This window comes from Hyalangium versicolor, assembly GCF_020103695.1.
GTDB lineage: Bacteria > Myxococcota > Myxococcia > Myxococcales > Myxococcaceae > Hyalangium > Hyalangium versicolor.
This window is the reverse complement of record NZ_JAHXBF010000001.1, coordinates 886637-904346: the sequence shown is the minus strand read 5'-3', so window position 1 is coordinate 904346 and position 17710 is coordinate 886637. Positions and strand designations below refer to the sequence as shown.

General features: G+C 67.8%; 12 protein-coding genes and 1 riboswitch. Of the genes, 7 read left to right on the top strand and 5 right to left on the bottom strand.

All coding sequences use genetic code 11. The features are described from left to right. The first annotated feature begins 13 nt into the window (after positions 1-13). The gene (gene moaA / locus KY501_RS03240; RefSeq protein WP_224360997.1) at positions 14-1024 is read left to right on the top strand and encodes a GTP 3',8-cyclase MoaA; all 1011 of its coding nucleotides are present in this window, start codon (positions 14-16) and stop codon (positions 1022-1024) included. 62 nt (positions 1025-1086) lie between these two features. Here the strand turns inward: moaA and KY501_RS03235 are convergent, their stop codons facing one another. Further along, positions 1087-1470: a DUF4870 domain-containing protein gene (locus KY501_RS03235; RefSeq protein WP_224360996.1), complete on the bottom strand. Its 384-nt coding sequence runs from the start codon at positions 1468-1470 to the stop codon at positions 1087-1089. A gap of 386 nt (positions 1471-1856) precedes the next feature. Between KY501_RS03235 and KY501_RS03230 the strand changes: the two genes are divergently transcribed. Further along, the gene (locus KY501_RS03230) at positions 1857-3215 is read left to right on the top strand and encodes a hypothetical protein (RefSeq protein WP_224360995.1); all 1359 of its coding nucleotides are present in this window, start codon (positions 1857-1859) and stop codon (positions 3213-3215) included. On the opposite strand, the gene KY501_RS03225 is transcribed toward KY501_RS03230, so the two are convergent. The 3 genes from KY501_RS03225 to thiC all read right to left on the bottom strand — a co-directional run bounded on the left by KY501_RS03225 (position 3209) and on the right by thiC (position 10242). Further along, the gene (locus KY501_RS03225; protein ID WP_224360994.1) at positions 3209-5773 is read right to left on the bottom strand and encodes a serine/threonine-protein kinase; all 2565 of its coding nucleotides are present in this window, start codon (positions 5771-5773) and stop codon (positions 3209-3211) included. The two genes, KY501_RS03230 and KY501_RS03225, sit on opposite strands and share 7 nt — an antisense overlap. Before the next feature lie 23 nt (positions 5774-5796). Then, the gene (locus KY501_RS03220) at positions 5797-8136 is read right to left on the bottom strand and encodes an ATP-binding protein (RefSeq protein ID WP_224360993.1); all 2340 of its coding nucleotides are present in this window, start codon (positions 8134-8136) and stop codon (positions 5797-5799) included. A gap of 231 nt (positions 8137-8367) precedes the next feature. After that, on the bottom strand, positions 8368-10242 hold the full coding sequence (gene thiC, locus KY501_RS03215; protein ID WP_224360992.1) for a phosphomethylpyrimidine synthase ThiC: 1875 nt from the start codon (positions 10240-10242) through the stop codon (positions 8368-8370). A 40-nt stretch (positions 10243-10282) separates the two neighbouring features. Next, positions 10283-10392: riboswitch (TPP riboswitch) on the bottom strand. 183 nt (positions 10393-10575) lie between these two features. Here thiC and KY501_RS03210 point away from each other — a divergent pair. Genes KY501_RS03210 through KY501_RS03190 form a run of 5 tightly spaced genes read left to right on the top strand, consistent with a single transcriptional unit; the run spans position 10576 to position 15483 of the window. Beyond that, a complete protein-coding gene (locus KY501_RS03210; RefSeq protein ID WP_224360991.1) occupies positions 10576-11007 on the top strand; it encodes a CBS domain-containing protein in 432 nt (143 codons plus the stop codon). Positions 11008-11046: 39 nt separating this feature from the next. Continuing rightward, positions 11047-12399 (top strand): universal stress protein, encoded by a 1353-nt coding sequence (locus tag KY501_RS03205; RefSeq protein WP_224360990.1) that lies wholly within the window; start codon positions 11047-11049, stop codon positions 12397-12399. 3 nt (positions 12400-12402) lie between these two features. Further along, a complete protein-coding gene (locus KY501_RS03200) occupies positions 12403-13812 on the top strand; it encodes an SLC13 family permease (RefSeq protein ID WP_224360989.1) in 1410 nt (469 codons plus the stop codon). A gap of 60 nt (positions 13813-13872) precedes the next feature. Further along, on the top strand, positions 13873-15282 hold the full coding sequence (locus tag KY501_RS03195; protein ID WP_224360988.1) for a sigma-54-dependent transcriptional regulator: 1410 nt from the start codon (positions 13873-13875) through the stop codon (positions 15280-15282). Between the two features lie 54 nt (positions 15283-15336). Then, positions 15337-15483, top strand: a complete 147-nt coding sequence (locus KY501_RS03190) for a hypothetical protein (RefSeq protein WP_224360986.1) — start codon at positions 15337-15339, stop codon at positions 15481-15483. Between the two features lie 23 nt (positions 15484-15506). On the opposite strand, the gene KY501_RS03185 is transcribed toward KY501_RS03190, so the two are convergent. Beyond that, the gene (locus KY501_RS03185) at positions 15507-17693 is read right to left on the bottom strand and encodes a fused MFS/spermidine synthase (protein ID WP_224360984.1); all 2187 of its coding nucleotides are present in this window, start codon (positions 17691-17693) and stop codon (positions 15507-15509) included. Positions 17694-17710: the final 17 nt, after the last annotated feature.

Sequence of the window (17710 nt, the reverse complement as noted above, 5' to 3'; positions counted from 1 at the left end):
GATGACGCCCCCTTTGCCTACAGTCGCCGCGCCCCTGCGAGACCCGCTCGCGCCTCCCCTCCTGGACGCCCAGGGACGGCGGATGACGTACCTGCGGCTCAGCATCACGGACCGCTGCAACTTCCGCTGCACCTACTGCTCGCCCGCCTCCTGGGGCGGCAAGAAGGACCTGCTCACTCCCGACGAGTTCGCGCGCATCGTCTCCGTCTTCGCCGCCATGGGCATCCAGCGCGTGCGGCTCACCGGCGGCGAGCCCCTCATCCGCCCCGACATCCTCGAGATCGCCCAGCGCATCGCCTCCACGCCTGGCGTGCGGCGCGTCGCCATCACCACCAACGCCAGCCACCTCGAGCGCCTCGCGGCCCCCCTGCGCGAGGCCGGCGTCAGTCAGCTCAACATCAGCCTGGACACCCTCTCCGCGGAGACCTTCCGCCGCATCTCCAAGCAGGGAGACTTCGCCGCCACCCTGCGCGGCATCGATGCCGCCGCCAAGGCCGGCTACGACTCGCTCAAGCTCAATGTCGTCGTCATGCGCGGCATCAATGACGACGAGGCCCCGGCCCTCGCCCGCTACGCACACGAACGGGGCATCACCCCTCGCTTCATCGAGCTCATGCCCTTCGGCCAGGGCACGCCCGTGCCCACCGCCGAGCTGATCGCGCAGATGCAGGCCGCCGGACTCTCGCTGGCGCCCGAGCCTGCCGACGAGGACGCCTCCAGCCTCACCTCGGGCCCGGCGCGCTACTGGCGCGCACCCACGGGCCGCGTGGGCTTCATCTCCCCCCTCACCCAGAACTTCTGCGGGGGATGCAACCGCGTGCGAGTGGCCTCCAATGGAGACCTGCGCAGCTGCCTCGGAGGCCGTGCCCAGGCCCCGCTGCACCAACTCATCCGCGGGGGAGCCTCGGATACGGACCTGGCCCTCGCCATTCGCGGTGCCCTGGGCGAGAAGCCGGAGGGCCATCGCTTCACCGAGGCCGGCAACGGCTCCACCCTCCTGCCCATGATGGGCATCGGCGGCTGACCCGCTGTCAGCCCTCCGCCGAGCCCCTGCTCACCCCACCGTGCTCTCGCACGGCGGCGCGGCTACTTCACCAGCCGGACCGTGGCCGGATAGCGGTACATCTCACCGTTGTTCGCCTTGAGGGCGGCCATGATGGTGAGCACCAGCGCCGCGATGCCCACCACCGGCAGCAGCACGAAGCCCACGATGCAGAGCATCAGGATCGCCGAGACCCAGATCGCCACGGTCGCGGTGATGGAGAAGTTGAGGGCCTCCTTCGAGTGCGCCTCCACCCACTTGGACTCCTTGCCCTTGGTCAGCCACACGATCAGCGGCCCCAGGAACGGGAACCCAAAGAGGCCCGCGATCAGAGCGCTGAGGTGCGCGAGCATTCCCCACGTCTTCTCGTCCTGAGTTGGCGCGGGCGAGCCCGTCAAGAACGACTGCCCACTCTCCTGCTGATCCATGTGCAAGCCCCTCCAGAATCCGTGTGTGGCGCACGGGATGCGCCGATGGCCCCCTTTTTGCCAGCGTCCACGTCAAATGTCACGTAGAGCACGGAGATCACGGCGCTTCGCGCCCGCTTGCTTGCTGCTCCACGCATGTCATCGGAGTTGTCACCGCAGCCATGCGCCTGAGCCGGAAGAGCCTTGGCCGCCCCGCCTCGTCAAGCGGACGAATGGACAGCTCACGGGCAAAGACAAGCAAAACCTGCACAAACCCAGAGCATGGGCTGGACCGTCGTACATTGAACTTTTGAGAGCACTTCAATATTCCTTATCGACGCAACACTTGTCGGGGGAATGTCATGAATATCAATTCACGGAAATCCTCTCTCGCACGCGAGCCGTGGATGCCTTTGGGAACCTTGCTCGTCCTCATCACCACGCTCGGCGGTTCAGCATCGGCCGACGGCATGCATTGGACCAATGGGCTGAGCACTGACGACCTGCGCTTCAATGCCCTCTCGGCCAACCCTCGCGCCAACACCCGGATGGTGGAGGTTCCCTTGAGTACGGCGACCTACAACCTGAACACGGGAGATTCGGTGCTGCGCGAGCAACTCCTGGATCCGCGTGCCCGATCCTTCTTTGGCTATCTGGTCTCCTGTGCACTCGATGCCAGCCAATCCGTGCAATGGAATGACGCGCAAGGCCATTCCTATTCCTGGCAGGGAGGCATTGGCCTGTGCCCCGAATGGGGACAGGGCCCGGCTTCAGTCTCGTGTCAGCACTGGGTTTCCGCCTGCCTGCTGGCACGCAACAACGCGGAGGGAAAGCGCGTGCTGCTCTCAGGAAGGGGAGCGCATCCGACCTACCCCGAAGCACTGACTCCGTCGTCGACAGTGACGACAGATGCCTATCGCCCCTACTCCAAGACGTTGACGGCCAGCACGCAGCCTTGCTCGAGCCCCCGCCAGGGTGTCCATCGCGACTGTGGCTTCCAGTTGGAGCACATCGGCTCCTGCCAACCCGGGCAACCGGTGCACCTGGGGGCCGGCGGTGTGCCGCCAGGCCGCGGCTGCGGCACCGCACCGCTGGGTCAGACACTCGCGGGGACGTCCGTGCTGCGCGTCTGCGAAGGGCTCCATGCATGCGATGACGCGCAAGCGCTGGCCCAGTCCGAGGGCACCTGCGGCACTTCCCAACCCGCCGTCAGCTTCACGTGCCCTGAGGAAGGCTCCTTCAGCGTCATGAGCGGCGCCCGCGTCTCGAATGAGCCCGCTCAGGTCGTCGTCGCGGCCGGGAACAGTTCCTATCCAGCGGATGAAACCGAGGTGTTCTCCCTCAGGGAGGGGGCCTTCTTCGGTACGCTCTTCGGCCCGGGGGCCCTGGCAGTGGGCGTGAACGTGCGAATCGAGGCCGGTGTACTGCAGGTGAACCTGCCTTTGGCGCTCCTGACCGTGCTCTACCCGAAAATGTATTCGTGCCACGATTCCTCGTGGGGACTGACCAGTGCCCTGATGTCGTCCCGGCTCTGTACGCAACTGGGACTGTTCTGCGTGGCCCAACCTGTCGGGGCGTGCAATGCCTGGACGCTCGCCCCCGGGTACTCCGGTCCCCGCTGCGTGAGTGACAACGTGGATGGCTCAGGGGGCTACGGCGCGTGTGTGACGCCAGGTGGGACCCTGGTATCGCAGACGATCACCCCCTTCCTGCCCTACGGGTGTGAGACCAGTTCGAACCTGCTGGGCTGCCTGCTCTCTCACTGAGTCCGCGAAGGGGCTGGGTGAGCGGCCAGCCATTCGGCAGCCTCCGTCTGGCGCGGGTGTCCCAACTTGCGCCAGTACTCGAGGGCGTGTTCCGCCAGCGCCCTCGCCCTGCGCAGATCTCCCCCCGACTCACCCAGGGCACGTGCAAGGCTGAACTGGATGAAGGCCGGAGCGTCGCCGGAGAGCTTCAAGGAACGCTCGAGCAGCGGCACGGCCTGCTTCGCGGCACCTCGCTTGCGCAGCACCTCCGCCCACTCCCCGAGCACGATGCTCAGCGCCACGGGGTTGGGAGGCTTCGCGCTCTCGAAGATGGAAAGCGCACGCTCCAGTGAGGCCTGGGCCTCGGTGGGCCTGCCGACAGACTCCAGCACGGGCCCCAGATTCGTAAGGGCCAGGGCGACATTGGGATGATCCGGTCCCAGCGAGCGCTCGAAGATTTCCAGGGCTCGCTCACAAGCGATGAGCGCTTCCCTGTCCCGGCCCACGAGGTGGAGCAGGTTCCCCATGTTGGTGAGGGCTCCAGCGACGTACGGATGCTCGGGCCCCAGCGTCTCCTCCCAGACCGCCTGCACGCGCACCTGCAACGCCAGCGCGTCGTCATAGCGCCCCACCGTCCAGTCGACGTTGGCGAGATCGTTCAGGGCCCCCACCGTCTGCGGGTGCCGCGGCCCCAATACCTTCGCGAAGAGCGCCACCGCGTCCTGGTGAAAACGCAGGGCCTGGGAAGACTCGTTCAGCGCCAGGAAGACATTGCCCATCTCATTGAACGAGGCGGCTCGAACCCTGTCGTCCCCAGCGGCAGCCACGGAGGCCTCGAGCGCCACTTGCAGGAACAGCGCCTCCTGAGGCGCGCCCCGCTCCCGAATGAGGCGGATCAACAAGGCCCAGGCCCTGGCTTGCAGCACCCGATCCTGCCCCACGGCAGCCAGGCGGATGGCCTCGCGCGTGCGCGCCTCCGCGCCCGGGTAGTCCCCGCTGGCCCATTGCACCCATGCGATGTTGTAGAGCGTCTGCGCCTGGAGCGGAGGGAAGTCCACGGCGGTAACGCGCCCGAGGATCTGCTCTCCCAGTGCTGAACCCTCCTTGTACTTGCCCGCCTCGAACAGCGCTTCGATGCGATCCACCTCCTTGAGAAGCGAGTGGACCTGCTCACGCACCACGGGATTCTCGGGCGGAGGGACGCTGGCCGTCAGCGTCCGCGTGTCCGTGCAATCGCTGAGCAGGGGCAGGGCCGCCACCTGCAGCTCGGCGGCCGTCATGGTCTTGTCCTCCTCGCGGGACAGCAGCTCGGTGAGGGCCTTCAAGCGGTCCCGCCGCCGCTCCAGACAGGCCTCCTGCAAGCCCACCCGATCGCCCCTCCCGGCCTCAGGCGAATGATCTGCCTCGCAGACCTGCTTGCGCAAAGCCACCCAATCGCCGGCATACGTGTCGAGCTTGCGCTCCAGTTGGCGGGCCGCAGCCGGTGCATAGGTGAGTCCCGATGCCAGCATTGCCTGCCGCACGCGCGCCCGGATCGGCTCGTCCCACACGCCCACGAGCCACTTCTCACTGCCAGCGCACCGTGGTTCCCGAAGCCGGAGCCAGGCACCCACCATCAGGGCCATGAGCGCCATGCCCGCGCCCATGAGGGCCACTGCGCGCGTGCGCTTCCGCCAGCGCTCGTCCGGATCGCTCTCCAGAGCGGAGATGAGCTGCTGCATCGTCTCGGGCCGCTCCCGAGGCTCGGCGTTCAAGCCCTGCAGCACGGCCCGTCGCACCCACGCTGGCACCTCGGTCCGGCCAGGCACCGGGCTCAACCGGCCCTCGCGCTGGGCTTCCCTCCATGCGGACGCGTCGCTCCCCTGGAAGGCGGGCTGCCCATACAAGGCTTCATAGAGCGCCACGCAAAAGGCAAACAGATCGCTGCGCGCATCCGCGGGGTGCCCCTTGAAGAGCTCCGGAGCCATGTAACGGGGGGTGCCCACCACGGTGCCCGCGAGCGTCAGCGCACTCTCCCAGTCCTCACGAGACAGCATGGGCAGGACGCGCCCGTCACCGACGAGAAGCTGCCCCCTGGCGAGCCCGAAGTCCGTCACCCGGACCCGCCCATCCTTGCCCACGAGGACATTTTCCGGCTTGAAGTCCCGGTGGACCAGCCCGGCCGCGTGTGCCGCCGCCAGGCCTCGGGCCGCGGCGAGATAGGCCGCCAGCACCTCGCGCCAGGAACGCCTGGCCGCCGTGCACCAGGCACCGAGCGTCCCTCCTTCCACGTACTCCATGGCGAGATAGAGGACGCCATCCTCCAGTTGCCCCGCATCGTATACGGCGACGACGTTGGGGTGGCTGAGGCGCGCCATGGCTTGCGCCTCTCTGATCAGCCGTGTCTCCAGGGACGCTCCCTCTGCAACCTCCGTCCTGAGGTGGGGGTGCAGCACCTTGAGTGCTACACGGCGATCCAACCGGGCATCATAAGCCGCCCAGACAACGCTCATGCCTCCCCGGCCAATCTCCGCCAGGAGTGTGTAGCGCCCCGCGACCACCTGGCCGAGATGAAAGCGCGTGCTCCCGGAAGCCCCCACGGAGTGTTCCCCTTTCTAACAACTCATGCGCTCATGCCTCGCGTTGCCAACGGGCCGTGCAGATCGCTCAGGAGCTCACGGGACACACGGAGCAGTTCCTCCTCGGTGGCGCTGTCTCGTGTGAGGTGGAACGTCGGCCCCAGCGTGAGCTGACGCCGCTCTGTCCCCGCGAGCTCTCTCGCGGCGAAGGTGAGCAGGGGAAGAGAGCGCAGCCGGCTCTGGCGGAGCATGTCGACGACCTCGAAGCCATCCACCCTGGGCAGTTCCACCTCGAGCACGAGAAGATCCGGGGGGGCTTCACGTGCAAGTCCCACGGCACGCTCCCCGTCCTCGGCGTCCTGACAAACCGCCCCCCATGGCTCCAGCACGGCACGCAGCCGCTGCCGCAGCCACGGATCCTTCACCGCCAGCAGCAGCCGGGGAGGACCCGGCTCGCGAATGACACGGCGCAGGGCCTGGACGAGCCGTGCCTCCTCCAGAGGAGGGCTGAGCCACTCGACGCGAGGCAGGTTCGACCGCTCCCCCTCGGCTTGCTCGGAGATCACCACGATGGGAATGGCAGAGGTGGCATGCTCCTCGCGAAGACGCCGCACCAGCGCCAGGGCATCACCCTCCACGAGCCGCGCATCCACCACCAGCACGTCCGCCGTCTTGCTCTGCAGGTGAACATCCGCTTCGGAAAGCGAACCCGCGCGCACGGAACGAAATCCCGCCCCCGTGAGCAAACCCCGCAGCCGCTTGACCAGCTCAGCCTCCGCGGCGACCGTGAGGACGTTGTAGCGCGAATCGTCCTTCATCAAGAGGGAGCCCGACTCGGCCTTGATGGCCGGGAGCGCGAACGTGAAGATGGTGCCGCGCTGGGGCGCGTCTCGCACCTCGATACGCCCGCCATGCTGCTCGACAATCGCCTGGGAGATGGCAAGCCCCAGTCCCGTCCCTCCCTTCGAGCGCTCGTCCGTGCTGTCCAGCTGCTCGAACTTGCCAAAGAGGCGCGCACGCTTCTCCGCGGGAATACCGGGGCCCTCGTCCATCACTTCGAAGCGCATCACTCCCAGCTCATCCTGCGCCGCCCGCAAGGTGACCGTTCCTCCGGTCGGAGAGAACTTGACGGCGTTGGACACCAGGTTGGTTAGCACCTGGATGAGCCGATCCCGATCCCCCTGGATCAAGGCAGGGCTTCCCCCCTGCGCGAGCAGCTTCACATTCATCCCATCCGCCATCCCGGAGACGCTCGCGAAGGTGGCCTCGATCAACTCGGCCACATTGAGAGGCTCAAGGTGCAATTCGAGTTTCCCGGCCTCCATCTTCTCCAGATCGAGGAAGTCATTGATGAGCCGGATGAGCCGCTCGGAGTTGTGGCGTGCAATCCGCACCATTCTCACGACAGCGGGGGGGAGCTCCCCCATCACTCCGCCTTCCAGCAGTCCAAGCGAGCCCCGAATGGAAGTCAGCGGGGTACGTAACTCATGGCTCACCGTGGAGACGAATTCGATCCGGGCGCGCTCCGCCTCCTTGCGCTCCTTCACGTCACGCAAACAGAGGATGACGAGAGGAGTCCCCTCGACAACGACGCGATTGACAGACATCTCCGCGGCGAAGACGGTCCCGTCCGCGCGCAGACACGGGAGCTCCAGGTTCCTCACGCGGCGAGTGGCTGTCTGCCCTTGCAGAACCTCCAAGAGCTGCTGCCGCTGCGGGGAGGTGGCCGAAGCGGCGATCCCGAGCGACAGGAAGTCACGCCCTCTCGCCTGCGCCCGCACCAACCGGAAGAGCTCCTCCGCGGCGGCGTTGAACTCGTGGATGCGGCCCTGCTCATCCAGGGTGAGCAGCCCTTCTGGGATAGCGTCGAGGAGAACGGCCTTGTGCTTTTCGCTCGCACGCAGCACCGCGATTTCCGCTGGGAGTTCCGAGTGCGGCGAGGTCGCTGGGGAGTCGGAGCCCGCAGATCTCCACCTGCTGGCGAGCATTCCCACCGTCGCAACAAGGAGAACGAGGCCAACAACCTGGAAACGGAACTGCTTTACAGCGACCCCCTCCGCATACGTGAAGAGCAGCTTCGAGCCAGCTTCACTCAAGGAGGTGGCACGCAGGCCTGTCTGTCTTTGGTCGAGCAACGCTTCGGCCTTGCCCAGGGCGACGAGGTAGTCATCCCACGCGCCAGCCGCCAGACCTGCATTCCCTATCGGGCGCAGCAAGGCGGGAAGGGTCCGAAGCGACTCTGCCTCACCCCGCAGGTCCGCGAAGCGTTTGGGAAAGCCTCCCCCCTCTTCGTTGGGAGCCAAGAGAAGCAGATCCTTCTCCAACGCAACGCTCTCACTCCAGAGCGCTTGGAGCCGGACCTGATAGGCATATCCGGCAGCCATGGTGACCCACATGGCCACCCATCCCGTGCCAAGGACCAGGAGGGCTGCGAGGTAGAGACCGCGCAGGAACCTTCTTGATTGGTACATTAAACCCAAGACGTCCACCGATCCCTAGACCATCCGGAAACCGTGACTATCGGTGGGCAGCGCCCCATAGACAACTTCATGCACCTCAAAGCGAATAAGCAATGAGGCAGATGTTTGCCAGAGGATCTAAAGTCGGGTGGGTCTTCAGCGGTAGAGTTCGGTGCCGCCCCTCTTGAACTCCTCGCTCTTCTCGGCCATGCCCGTTTCGAGAGCCTGCTCCGCGGCGACGCCGGTCTTCTCCGCGAAGTCGCGCACCTCCTGGGTAATCTTCATGGAGCAGAACTGCGGGCCGCACATGGAGCAGAAGTGAGCCACCTTGGCCCCTTCCGCGGGCAGCGTCTCGTCGTGGAAGGCCCGCGCCCGTTCCGGATCCAGTGAGAGGTTGAACTGATCCTCCCAGCGGAACTCGAACCGGGCCTTGGACAGCGCGTTGTCCCGAGCCTGTGCGCCTGGGTGCCCTTTGGCCAGATCCGCCGCGTGCGCCGCGATCTTGTACGTGATGACGCCCTCCTTCACGTCATCCCGATCGGGTAGACCCAGGTGCTCTTTCGGCGTGACGTAGCAGAGCATCGCCGTGCCGAACCACCCGATCATCGCCGCGCCAATCCCACTGGTGAAGTGATCGTACCCGGGCGCGATGTCCGTCGTCAGAGGCCCCAGCGTGTAGAAGGGCGCCTCGTGGCACACGGCGAGCTGCTTCGTCATGTTCTCCTGGATGAGGTGCATGGGCACGTGGCCCGGCCCCTCGATCATCACCTGCACGTCGTGCTTCCAGGCGATCTTCGTCAGCTCACCCAGCGTCTCCAGCTCGCCGAACTGCGCCGCGTCGTTGGCGTCCGCGATCGAGCCGGGGCGCAGGCCGTCGCCCAGGCTGAAGCTGACGTCATACGCCTTCATGATCTCGCAGATCTCCTCGAAGTGCGTATAGAGGAAGTTCTCCCGGTGGTGTGACAGGCACCACTTCGCCAGGATCGATCCGCCCCGGCTCACGATGCCCGTCAGCCGCTTCGCCGTCAGCGGGATGTACGCCAGCCTCACGCCCGCGTGGATGGTGAAGTAGTCCACGCCCTGCTCGCACTGCTCGATGAGCGTGTCCCGGTAGATCTCCCACGTCAGCTCCTCGGCCTTGCCGCCCACCTTCTCCAGCGCCTGGTAGATGGGCACCGTGCCGATGGGCACCGGCGCGTTGCGGAGGATCCACTCGCGCGTCTCGTGGATGTTCCGGCCCGTGGACAAGTCCATCACCGTGTCCGCGCCCCACCGGATGGACCACACCATCTTCTCCACCTCCTCTTCGATGGAGGAGGTCACCGCCGAGTTGCCGATGTTGGCGTTGATCTTCACCAGGAAGTTGCGACCGATGATCATCGGCTCCAGTTCCGGGTGGTTGATGTTGGCCGGGATGATGGCGCGGCCTCGGGCCACCTCGTCCCGCACGAACTCCGGAGTGATCTTCCGCGGGATCGCAGCGCCCCACGAGTGCCCCGGGTGCTGCGCCGCGAGCGACGCCTCCACCTTCAGGTTCTCGCGCACCGCCACGAACTCCATCTCCGGGGTAACGATGCCCTTGCGCGCGTAATGCAGCTGCGTGACGTTGGCCCCTGGCTTCGCCACGCGCGGCTTGCGGCGGTGGGCGAAGCGCAGCCCGGCCAGACGCGGGTCTGCCTCCCGGCTGCGGCCGTACTCGGAGGTGATGCCCGACAGCTCCTCGGTGTCCCCTCGCCCCCCGATCCAACTGGCGCGAATGGCCGGCAAGCCCTCGCGCAGCTCGATTCGCGCCTCGGGATCCGTGTACGGACCGCTGGAGTCATACACGTAGACGGGCGGGTTGGGCGTCGCGGGCGCTTCGGGACCGTGGCCATGACGGGTGGGCGTCTGGCTGATCTCCCGCATGGGGACCCGGAGTTCCGGATACTGCTCGCCGGGGACGTACACCTTGCGCGAGGCCGGCAACGGCCCCCGCGAGATTCCCTCCAGCACCTTTCCATCGACCTTGAGGCTTCTGGACGCTCCACTCATGCGACTCCTCCTCGCGGCGGCATGAGAAGACAAGCGAGGCACAGAGCGCCCGCCGCTTCCCTCCGCCGGTATGACCCGGTTCAGGTTCCAAGGGTCCGGCCGCTCTCACGGCCGTCTCAGCCCCTGCTTGGGGCACCCCTAGCGACGGCGCGGGTCTATCTCACACGGCAGGGCCATTCAACCCGCCCGCGCAGGTTCTGCGGGGTAGCAGGCAGCCGCGCAAACCTTGCGCCCTCTGGAGGACAGCCCCACCGTCCCTTCGAGGCGGCCTGGCTTGGACCCGAAACTGCATAAGCGAGTCCCCACGCACTCTTCGCGCTGGAGCCTGAACGTATGAAGACCGTTGGCGAGCTGATGACCCGGGACCTGGTCACCCTCAAGGAGTCGCAGAACCTGGCAATCGCGGACGAGCTGCTCCGCCTGCACCGCATCCGGCACCTGCCCGTCGTGCGCGAGGGCAAACTGGTGGGGCTCATCACCCACCGCGATCTCCTCAAGGCCACCGCCCTCAAGTGCCCGGATCCGGCGAAGAATCCCCTCTGGGCGGCGGACATCATGAACCGCGAGGTGCGGACGGTGAAGCCGGACATGTCCCTGCGCGAGGCGGTGAAGCTCATGCTGGACAACAAGTTCGGCTGCCTTCCCGTCGTGGGAGAGGAAGGCAGGCTGCTGGGCATCCTCACGGAGGCTGACCTGGTGCGCTACGCGCAGCAGCTCATCGGCGACCTGGACCGGATGAGCGAGGCAGCCGAGTACGAGGAGTAATCCAGCCCCACAGCCCTCCACGAAAGGAAAGGCGCGCCCATGGCCATTGTCTTCGGAACAGATTTCTCGGAGCACGCCGCCGTGGCCGCCCTGGCCGCGGCCGCCCTGGCCCGCCGCACGGGAGAGGTGCTCCATCTGGCCCACGTCGTGGAGTATGGAAGCAGCGGAGGCTCGGCCTCCCTGCTCGAAGCGGTGCGGCGCGAGGCCACCGCGCGCCTGGAGCAGCAGGCCCAGGAGCTGCGCCGGCGCGAGGTGAGCGTCACCCCGCACCTGCTCGATGGTGCCCCGGACGAGGTGCTCGTGGAGTTGGCGTCCCAGGTCCACGCCTCGCTCATCGTGCTCTCGCACCACGGGCAGAGAGCCCCGAGGTGGCGCATCGGCAGCGTGGCGGATCAGGTGGTGCAGTCCGCGCGCTGCCCCGTCCTCGTGCTGAAGGCCCCCCAGCCCATCGAGTCCTGGGCCAGGGGTGAGCGCTCCCTGCGGTTGCTGCTCGGGCTGAACTTCTCCGGGCCCTCGGACGCCGCCGTGGCCTGGGTGCGGCGGCTGCGAACCCTCGGCCCGTGCGAAGTCATGGCCGCCCACCACTTCTGGGGCGCGGATGCGCACGCACGCTATGGAATGCCGCCCTCGCCCTCGACGGACGTGACGCCCGAGGCCGAACAGGCGCTCCGCCGCGATCTCACGGCGCGCCTGGGGGCCATGCCTGGCAGCGGCTCCGTCTGGGTGCACCTCGAGCCCGGCCTCGGCCGTCCGTCCGAGTCGCTCGTCCAACTGGCCCGCAAGGAGGCCGTGGATCTGGTGGTGGTGGGCACGCACCAGCGCTCCGGGACAAGCAAGTGGTGGCACGGGTCCGTCTCGCAGAATGTCCTGCACCACTCGCCCTCCTCCGTCCTCTGCGTGCCCGTCAGTGCCGCCGTGACGCGGACCATCCCGCACGTGCGCCGGGTGCTGGCTCCCACGGATCTGTCCGAGCTGGGCTCCACTGGCGTGCGCCATGCCTACGCGCTGGCCCCGGCTGGGGGCACCGTCTACTTGCTCCATGTGCTGCCACCGCCTCAGGGCAGCGCATCTGTCGCCTCCGGCTATGCGCTCCCCGAGCCCACCTCGTCCCAGGAGCGCGCCGAGCGGGAGCAGCTCCTCGCGGAGCTCCGGGCCCTCATCCCTCCCGAGGCCACCGCTCGCGGCATCACCACGCGCGTGGAGATCATCACAGGACGGAAGGTCTCCGAGGCCATCTGCCAGGCCGCGGAGCGTCTGGACTGCGACGTCATCTGCCTGGCCACCCATGGACGCTCCGGGCTCACGCGCGCCCTGGCCGGTTCCGTGGCGCAGGAAGTGTTGCTCCATGGCACGCGACCCATGTTCATCGTCCGCCCATCCCAGGACGCGTAACGGATGAACTCCCCCCCCCTCCATGCGCTCCCGAGCAACGGCTCGGAGTCCCAGGCCCCCACCGCTCCTACCACTTCCGGCTCGAAGCACTGGGTGAGACCCGCGCTCGCCCTCGCGGGCGTGGCCGCCAGCGTCCTCGTGGCCTGGCTGGGAGTGGACAACCCCATCATCGCCCGCTCGATCGCGATCGCTGGGGTGTGCCTGACGCTGTGGCTCACCGAGCTGGTGCCCCCCTTTGTCCCCACCCTGCTGCTGCTCGGGGGAACCGCCGCGCTGCTGGGCCCGCTGCAGCCCGCCTACAAGCTGTCCGCGGTACTCGCGTGGTGCGCGGATCCGGTGCTGGCGCTCTTCCTGGGCGGCTTCACCCTCGAGGTCGCCGCCTCGCGGCACGGGCTGGACCAGGCCGTGGCGCAGCACGTGGTCCGCCTGGCCCGCGGGAGCCGCCGGCTGCTGATGCTGCTCATCACCTTCGGCGTGGCCTTCCTGTCCATGTGGATGTCGAACATCGCCGCCGCGGCGATGATGCTGGCCTCCCTCCGACCGCTGCTCCAGGCCTCCCACCACGACACCGCCTTGCGGCGGGCCCTGCTGCTGTCCGTGGCGCTCGGGGCGAACTTCGGAGGCATGGCCACACCGGTGGGAACGGGCCCCAACGCGATCGCCATCTCCGCGGCCACTCCCTATACGCAGGTGACGTTCGTGAAGTGGATGGCCTTCGCCCTGCCCCTCACGGGGCTGATGCTCGGGCTGGGCTTCCTGCTCCTCGTGGTGGGCTACCGGGTGCGAGGCCGCTTCGAGCTGCCCGCCACCCTCCCCCGCAAGCTGGACACACGCGCCCGCTGGGTGCTCGGCATCTTCGCCGCGTGCGCGGGCCTCTGGCTCTCCGAGCCCCTGCACGGCCTGCCAGCGCCGCTCGTGGCATTGGGGGCCACTGCCGCTCTCTTCGGCAGCGGCCTGCTGCGGCGCGAGGATCTCGGGCGGCTGGACTGGTCCACGCTCCTGCTCATCGCCGGAGGCATCTCCCTGGGCCGGCTCGTGGAACACTCGGGCGTGGTGGCCACCGCGCTGCACGGGGTGGACTGGAGCACCTGGCCCCAGGTGGCCCAGGTGGGGCTGATCGTGGGGCTGGCGGCGCTGCTCTCGGCTCTCATGAGCAACACCGGCACCGCGGCGCTCCTCGTTCCCATCTCCGTCCAGCTCTTCCCCTCCGCCTCCATGCCCATCCTCGTGGCCATGGGGTGCTCCTTCGGCATCCCCTTCGTCATCAGCACCCCGCCCAACGCCATGGTCGCGGGTGAGGGTGGCGTGGACTCTTCGGACATGCTGCGCGTGGGCCTGCCGCTCATGGTGCTGGGCTGCGGCGTCATCACCTTCACAGGTCCCTGGGTCCTTCGCTTCTTCGGCCTCCCCTGACCCCCCGGAGCACCCTTCAACCCCTTCCGCGGGCCGCGGGCCCTGCTAGCGTGAACCCTCATGGCTGCTGAACGCATCCTCGTCGTCGATGATGAAGACAATGCCCGCCGTGCCATCGTCACCATCCTGGGTGAGGAGGGCTACGAGGTCGCCGAGGCCTCCAATGGCGCGGACGCCCTGGCGCGCATCCCCGAGTTCTCTCCCGCCGTGGTCCTCACGGACGTGCGCATGCCGCAGATGGACGGGCTCACGCTGCTCAAGAAGGCACGCGAGATGGGCTCGGATGCCACCTTCGTGATGATGACGGCCTTCGCCAGCGTGGAGACCGCCGTCGAGGCCATGCGCGCGGGCGCGGACAACTACCTGGTCAAGCCGCTGGACGCGGACGCGGTGCTCGTCATCCTGACCAAGGCGCTGGAGAAGCGCAGCCTGCGCCGCGAGGCCGAGACGCTGCGCGATCAGGTCCGCCAGCGCACCCGCTTCCACAACATCATTGGAGACTCGCCCCAGCTCCAGGGCGTCTATGACGTGGTGCGGCGCGCGGCGAACACCCGCGCCACGGTGTTGATCCTCGGCGAGTCCGGCACGGGCAAGGAGCTCATCGCCCAGGCGCTGCACCAGGAGTCTCCGCGCAAGGACAAGCCCTTCGTCCGCGTGCACTGCGCGGCGCTCTCCGAGAGCCTGCTGGAGAGCGAGCTGTTCGGCCACGAGAAGGGCTCGTTCACGGGCGCCGTGGCGCGCAAGGAGGGCCGCTTCGAGCTGGCCGACGGCGGCACGCTCTTCCTGGACGAGATCGGCGAGATCTCCCCCTCCGTACAGGTGAAGCTGCTGCGCGTGCTCCAGCAGCGCGAGTTCGAGCGCGTGGGCGGCACCCAGACACTCAAGGTGGATGTGCGCATCGTCGCCGCCACGCACCGGGATCTGCAGGCCGAGGTGAAGGCGGGCCGCTTCCGAGAGGATCTCTTCTACCGGCTCAACGTCGTGTCGGTCACCCTGCCCCCGCTGCGCGAGCGCAAGAGCGACATCCCCGCGCTCGTCAGCCACTTCCTGGAGAAGTACAGCGACAGCTACGGCAAGCACGTGAAGGCGCTGGCACCGGGCACGCTCCAGGCCCTGCTGGCGCACGACTGGCCGGGCAACATCCGCGAGTTGGAGAACGCCATCGAGCGCGCGGTGGTGCTGGCCCAGGGCGACGAGCTGACCACGGACGACCTGCCACCCGTGCTGAGGGGCCCTCGGCCGCAAGGCTCCAGCTCCAACAACCTCATCCCCGGTGCGTCCATGGCGACCATCGAGCGAGAGGCCATCCTCCGCACGCTGGAGATGGTCCAGGGCTCCACCAGCCGGGCCGCGGAGATCCTCGGCATCAGCGTGCGGAAGATCCAATACCGGCTGAAGGAATATGGCAGCGGTAAGACACCCTCATCCCACGACGATGCGGATGAGGCAGCGGCAGCCTCCCGAGGTTGATAGGTTGAGGGGCGAGGCCCGAGGAAATCAGGCCTCGCTTCTCTGGAGGGATGTGTGGAGGAGTTCTGGCTGGAGATGTTGATCGGTCTGGCGGTGACGGTCCTACTCGTCGTGCTCCTGGGGCCTGGCCTGTGGAGTTCGCGCGTGGACATCCACAAGTCCGATGACAAGAAGAACAAGGATTCCAAGGCGGGCCCGTAGTCCCCAAGGCTTGGGCTCGCAGCTCAGCGCGCGACCGCCGGGACGACGAGCTCGCGCACCTGGGCATGCCAGCTCCCCTTCCGGAGCAGAGGCAGCACGCTGCCTCGTTCATCCGTCCAGGTGACGGATGGAGGGCCTAGCAGTTCCAGGCGGCTCACCTTCGACGTGGCCTTCACGAAGGTGGGGCCCCACGAGAACTCCACGTCCGGGCTCAGGAGAATCCACACGCTGCGCGCCGAGCGATCCTCCGGATCGTAGACGACGAGCGTGGCGTGCATCCCGAACGTCCGGGCGTGCGCCAGCGCGATAGGCACCAGGTCCAGGTGCGCGTTGCTGATGTGCAGCGCCAGCACCCCATGAGGCCCCAGGTGCCGGCGGTAGACGGAGACCGCCTCCTCGGTGAGGAGATGCACGGGGATGGAATCCGAGCTGAAAGTGTCCACCGCGAGCACGTCGAAGCCTTGGGCCTCGCCGCGCTCCAACTCCCGCTCCAGCGAGATGCGCGCGTCGCCCTCGACGATCTCCACCCGCGCGGGGGTCTCCGCCAGGTAGCTGAAGAAGCCCCCCTCCCCGCGCGCCAGGGAGATGATCTTCGGGTTGATCTCGTAGAAGCGGACCGTGTCCTCCGCCCGGGCCAGCGCGGCCGAGGAGCCCACGCCCAGCCCCAGCACACCGATGCGCAGGCCGGCAGGCAGCCCCACTGCCTCGCGCAGGCGCCGGTGCTCGGCGATGGCCAGCCCCAGGCCGCTCTCGGTCGTGAAGTAGGACATGGGGAGCTGCCGCTTGGGGGGCTCGGTGTACTGGACACCGTGGGCGATGGCGCCGTGCTTGAGCGTGAAGCGGTGATCCTCCGGCTTGCCCCGGCCCTGCTCCAACACCTGCACCACCCCGAAGAAGTTCCGCGCCGTGAGCCGCACCTCGAAGCGGAAGTCCGCCACAGCCACGCCCAACCCCACGATGACGAAGGCCAGCAGGAACATCCGCAGGCTCCGCCGCAGCCGTGCCAGCTGATCCTCGCCGGGTGGACGCACGAACATCGTCACCAGGGCAATGAGGCAGCAGGCCGCCAGCGCCAACGGGTACTCCGCGTAGGTGACGAAGAGGCGCGGCGCCACGATGCTGACGATGAGCCCTCCCAGCACTCCGCCCACCGACACCCAGAGGTAGAAGGCGCTCAGGTGGCGCGGTGCCGGCCGCAGGCGGTACAGCTCTCCATGGCACACCATGCAGCCCGCCAGCAGCGCCGCGCCATACGCGAGGATCTGGAAACCGAGGGGCGTGTGCGGCCCCAGGAGGACGACCCGCGTGACGCCCGCCACCGAGGCGATGAGGAGCAGGGAGAAGAACGCACGCGAGTACAGCGCTTCCCGCTCGAAGGCGAGGATGAAGGTGAGCAGGTAGATCGCCAGCGGCAGCACCCACAGAAAAGGCCCGGCCGCCACGTCCTGGGAGAGCTGGTTCGTCGTGGCCAGCAGCAACACCGACGCGCACGCGCTCAGCCCCAGCCATGCCACCGTCCTCCCGAGCCCCGGCCGAGCCTCCTCCTCCGCCAGAGGACTCGCCTGCTCTGGAGACTCCGTCCGCGCCGGTCCGGAAGGGGCCGCGTGCTTCCATAGATCCCCAGCGCACACGGCACAGCCCACCACGAAGAGGACGAAGCCCGCGGCCCAACTCCAGCCCTGCACGCTGCGCGGCACGTACGGCTCAATGAGGAAGGGGTAGCTCAGCAGCGCCAGCAGCGAGCCCGCGTTCGACAGCGCGTAGAGCCGATAGGGCGAAGCCCCCGGCCGCGCCCGGGCAAACCAGCTCTGGAGCAGCGGCGCGGTGGTGGACAGCACGAAGAAGGGCAGGCCAATGGTCACCGCCAGCATCGCCAGGAGCCGCCCGGTGAGCCCCTCTACCCCCTCCGGCCTCCACTCCGGCCCAGGCGCCACGGGCGAGCCCACCCACAGCGCGCGCGCACCGAGCACCACCACCGTGATCCCCAGCAACGCCAGGTGCAGCTTCACCTGGGAGCGCGGCGTCAGGCGCGTGGCCACCCCATGCGCGTAGGCGTAGCCGGCCAGCAGCGCCGCCTGGAAGAAGAGCATGCACGCCGTCCACACCGCGGGTGTGCCGCCGAACCACGGCAGTGCGAACTTGCCCACCAGCGGCTGGACTCCGAAGAGCAGGAAGGCGCTGGCGAAGAGCGTGAGGGCGTACCGGAGCATCGAGAGCGCAGGCTACC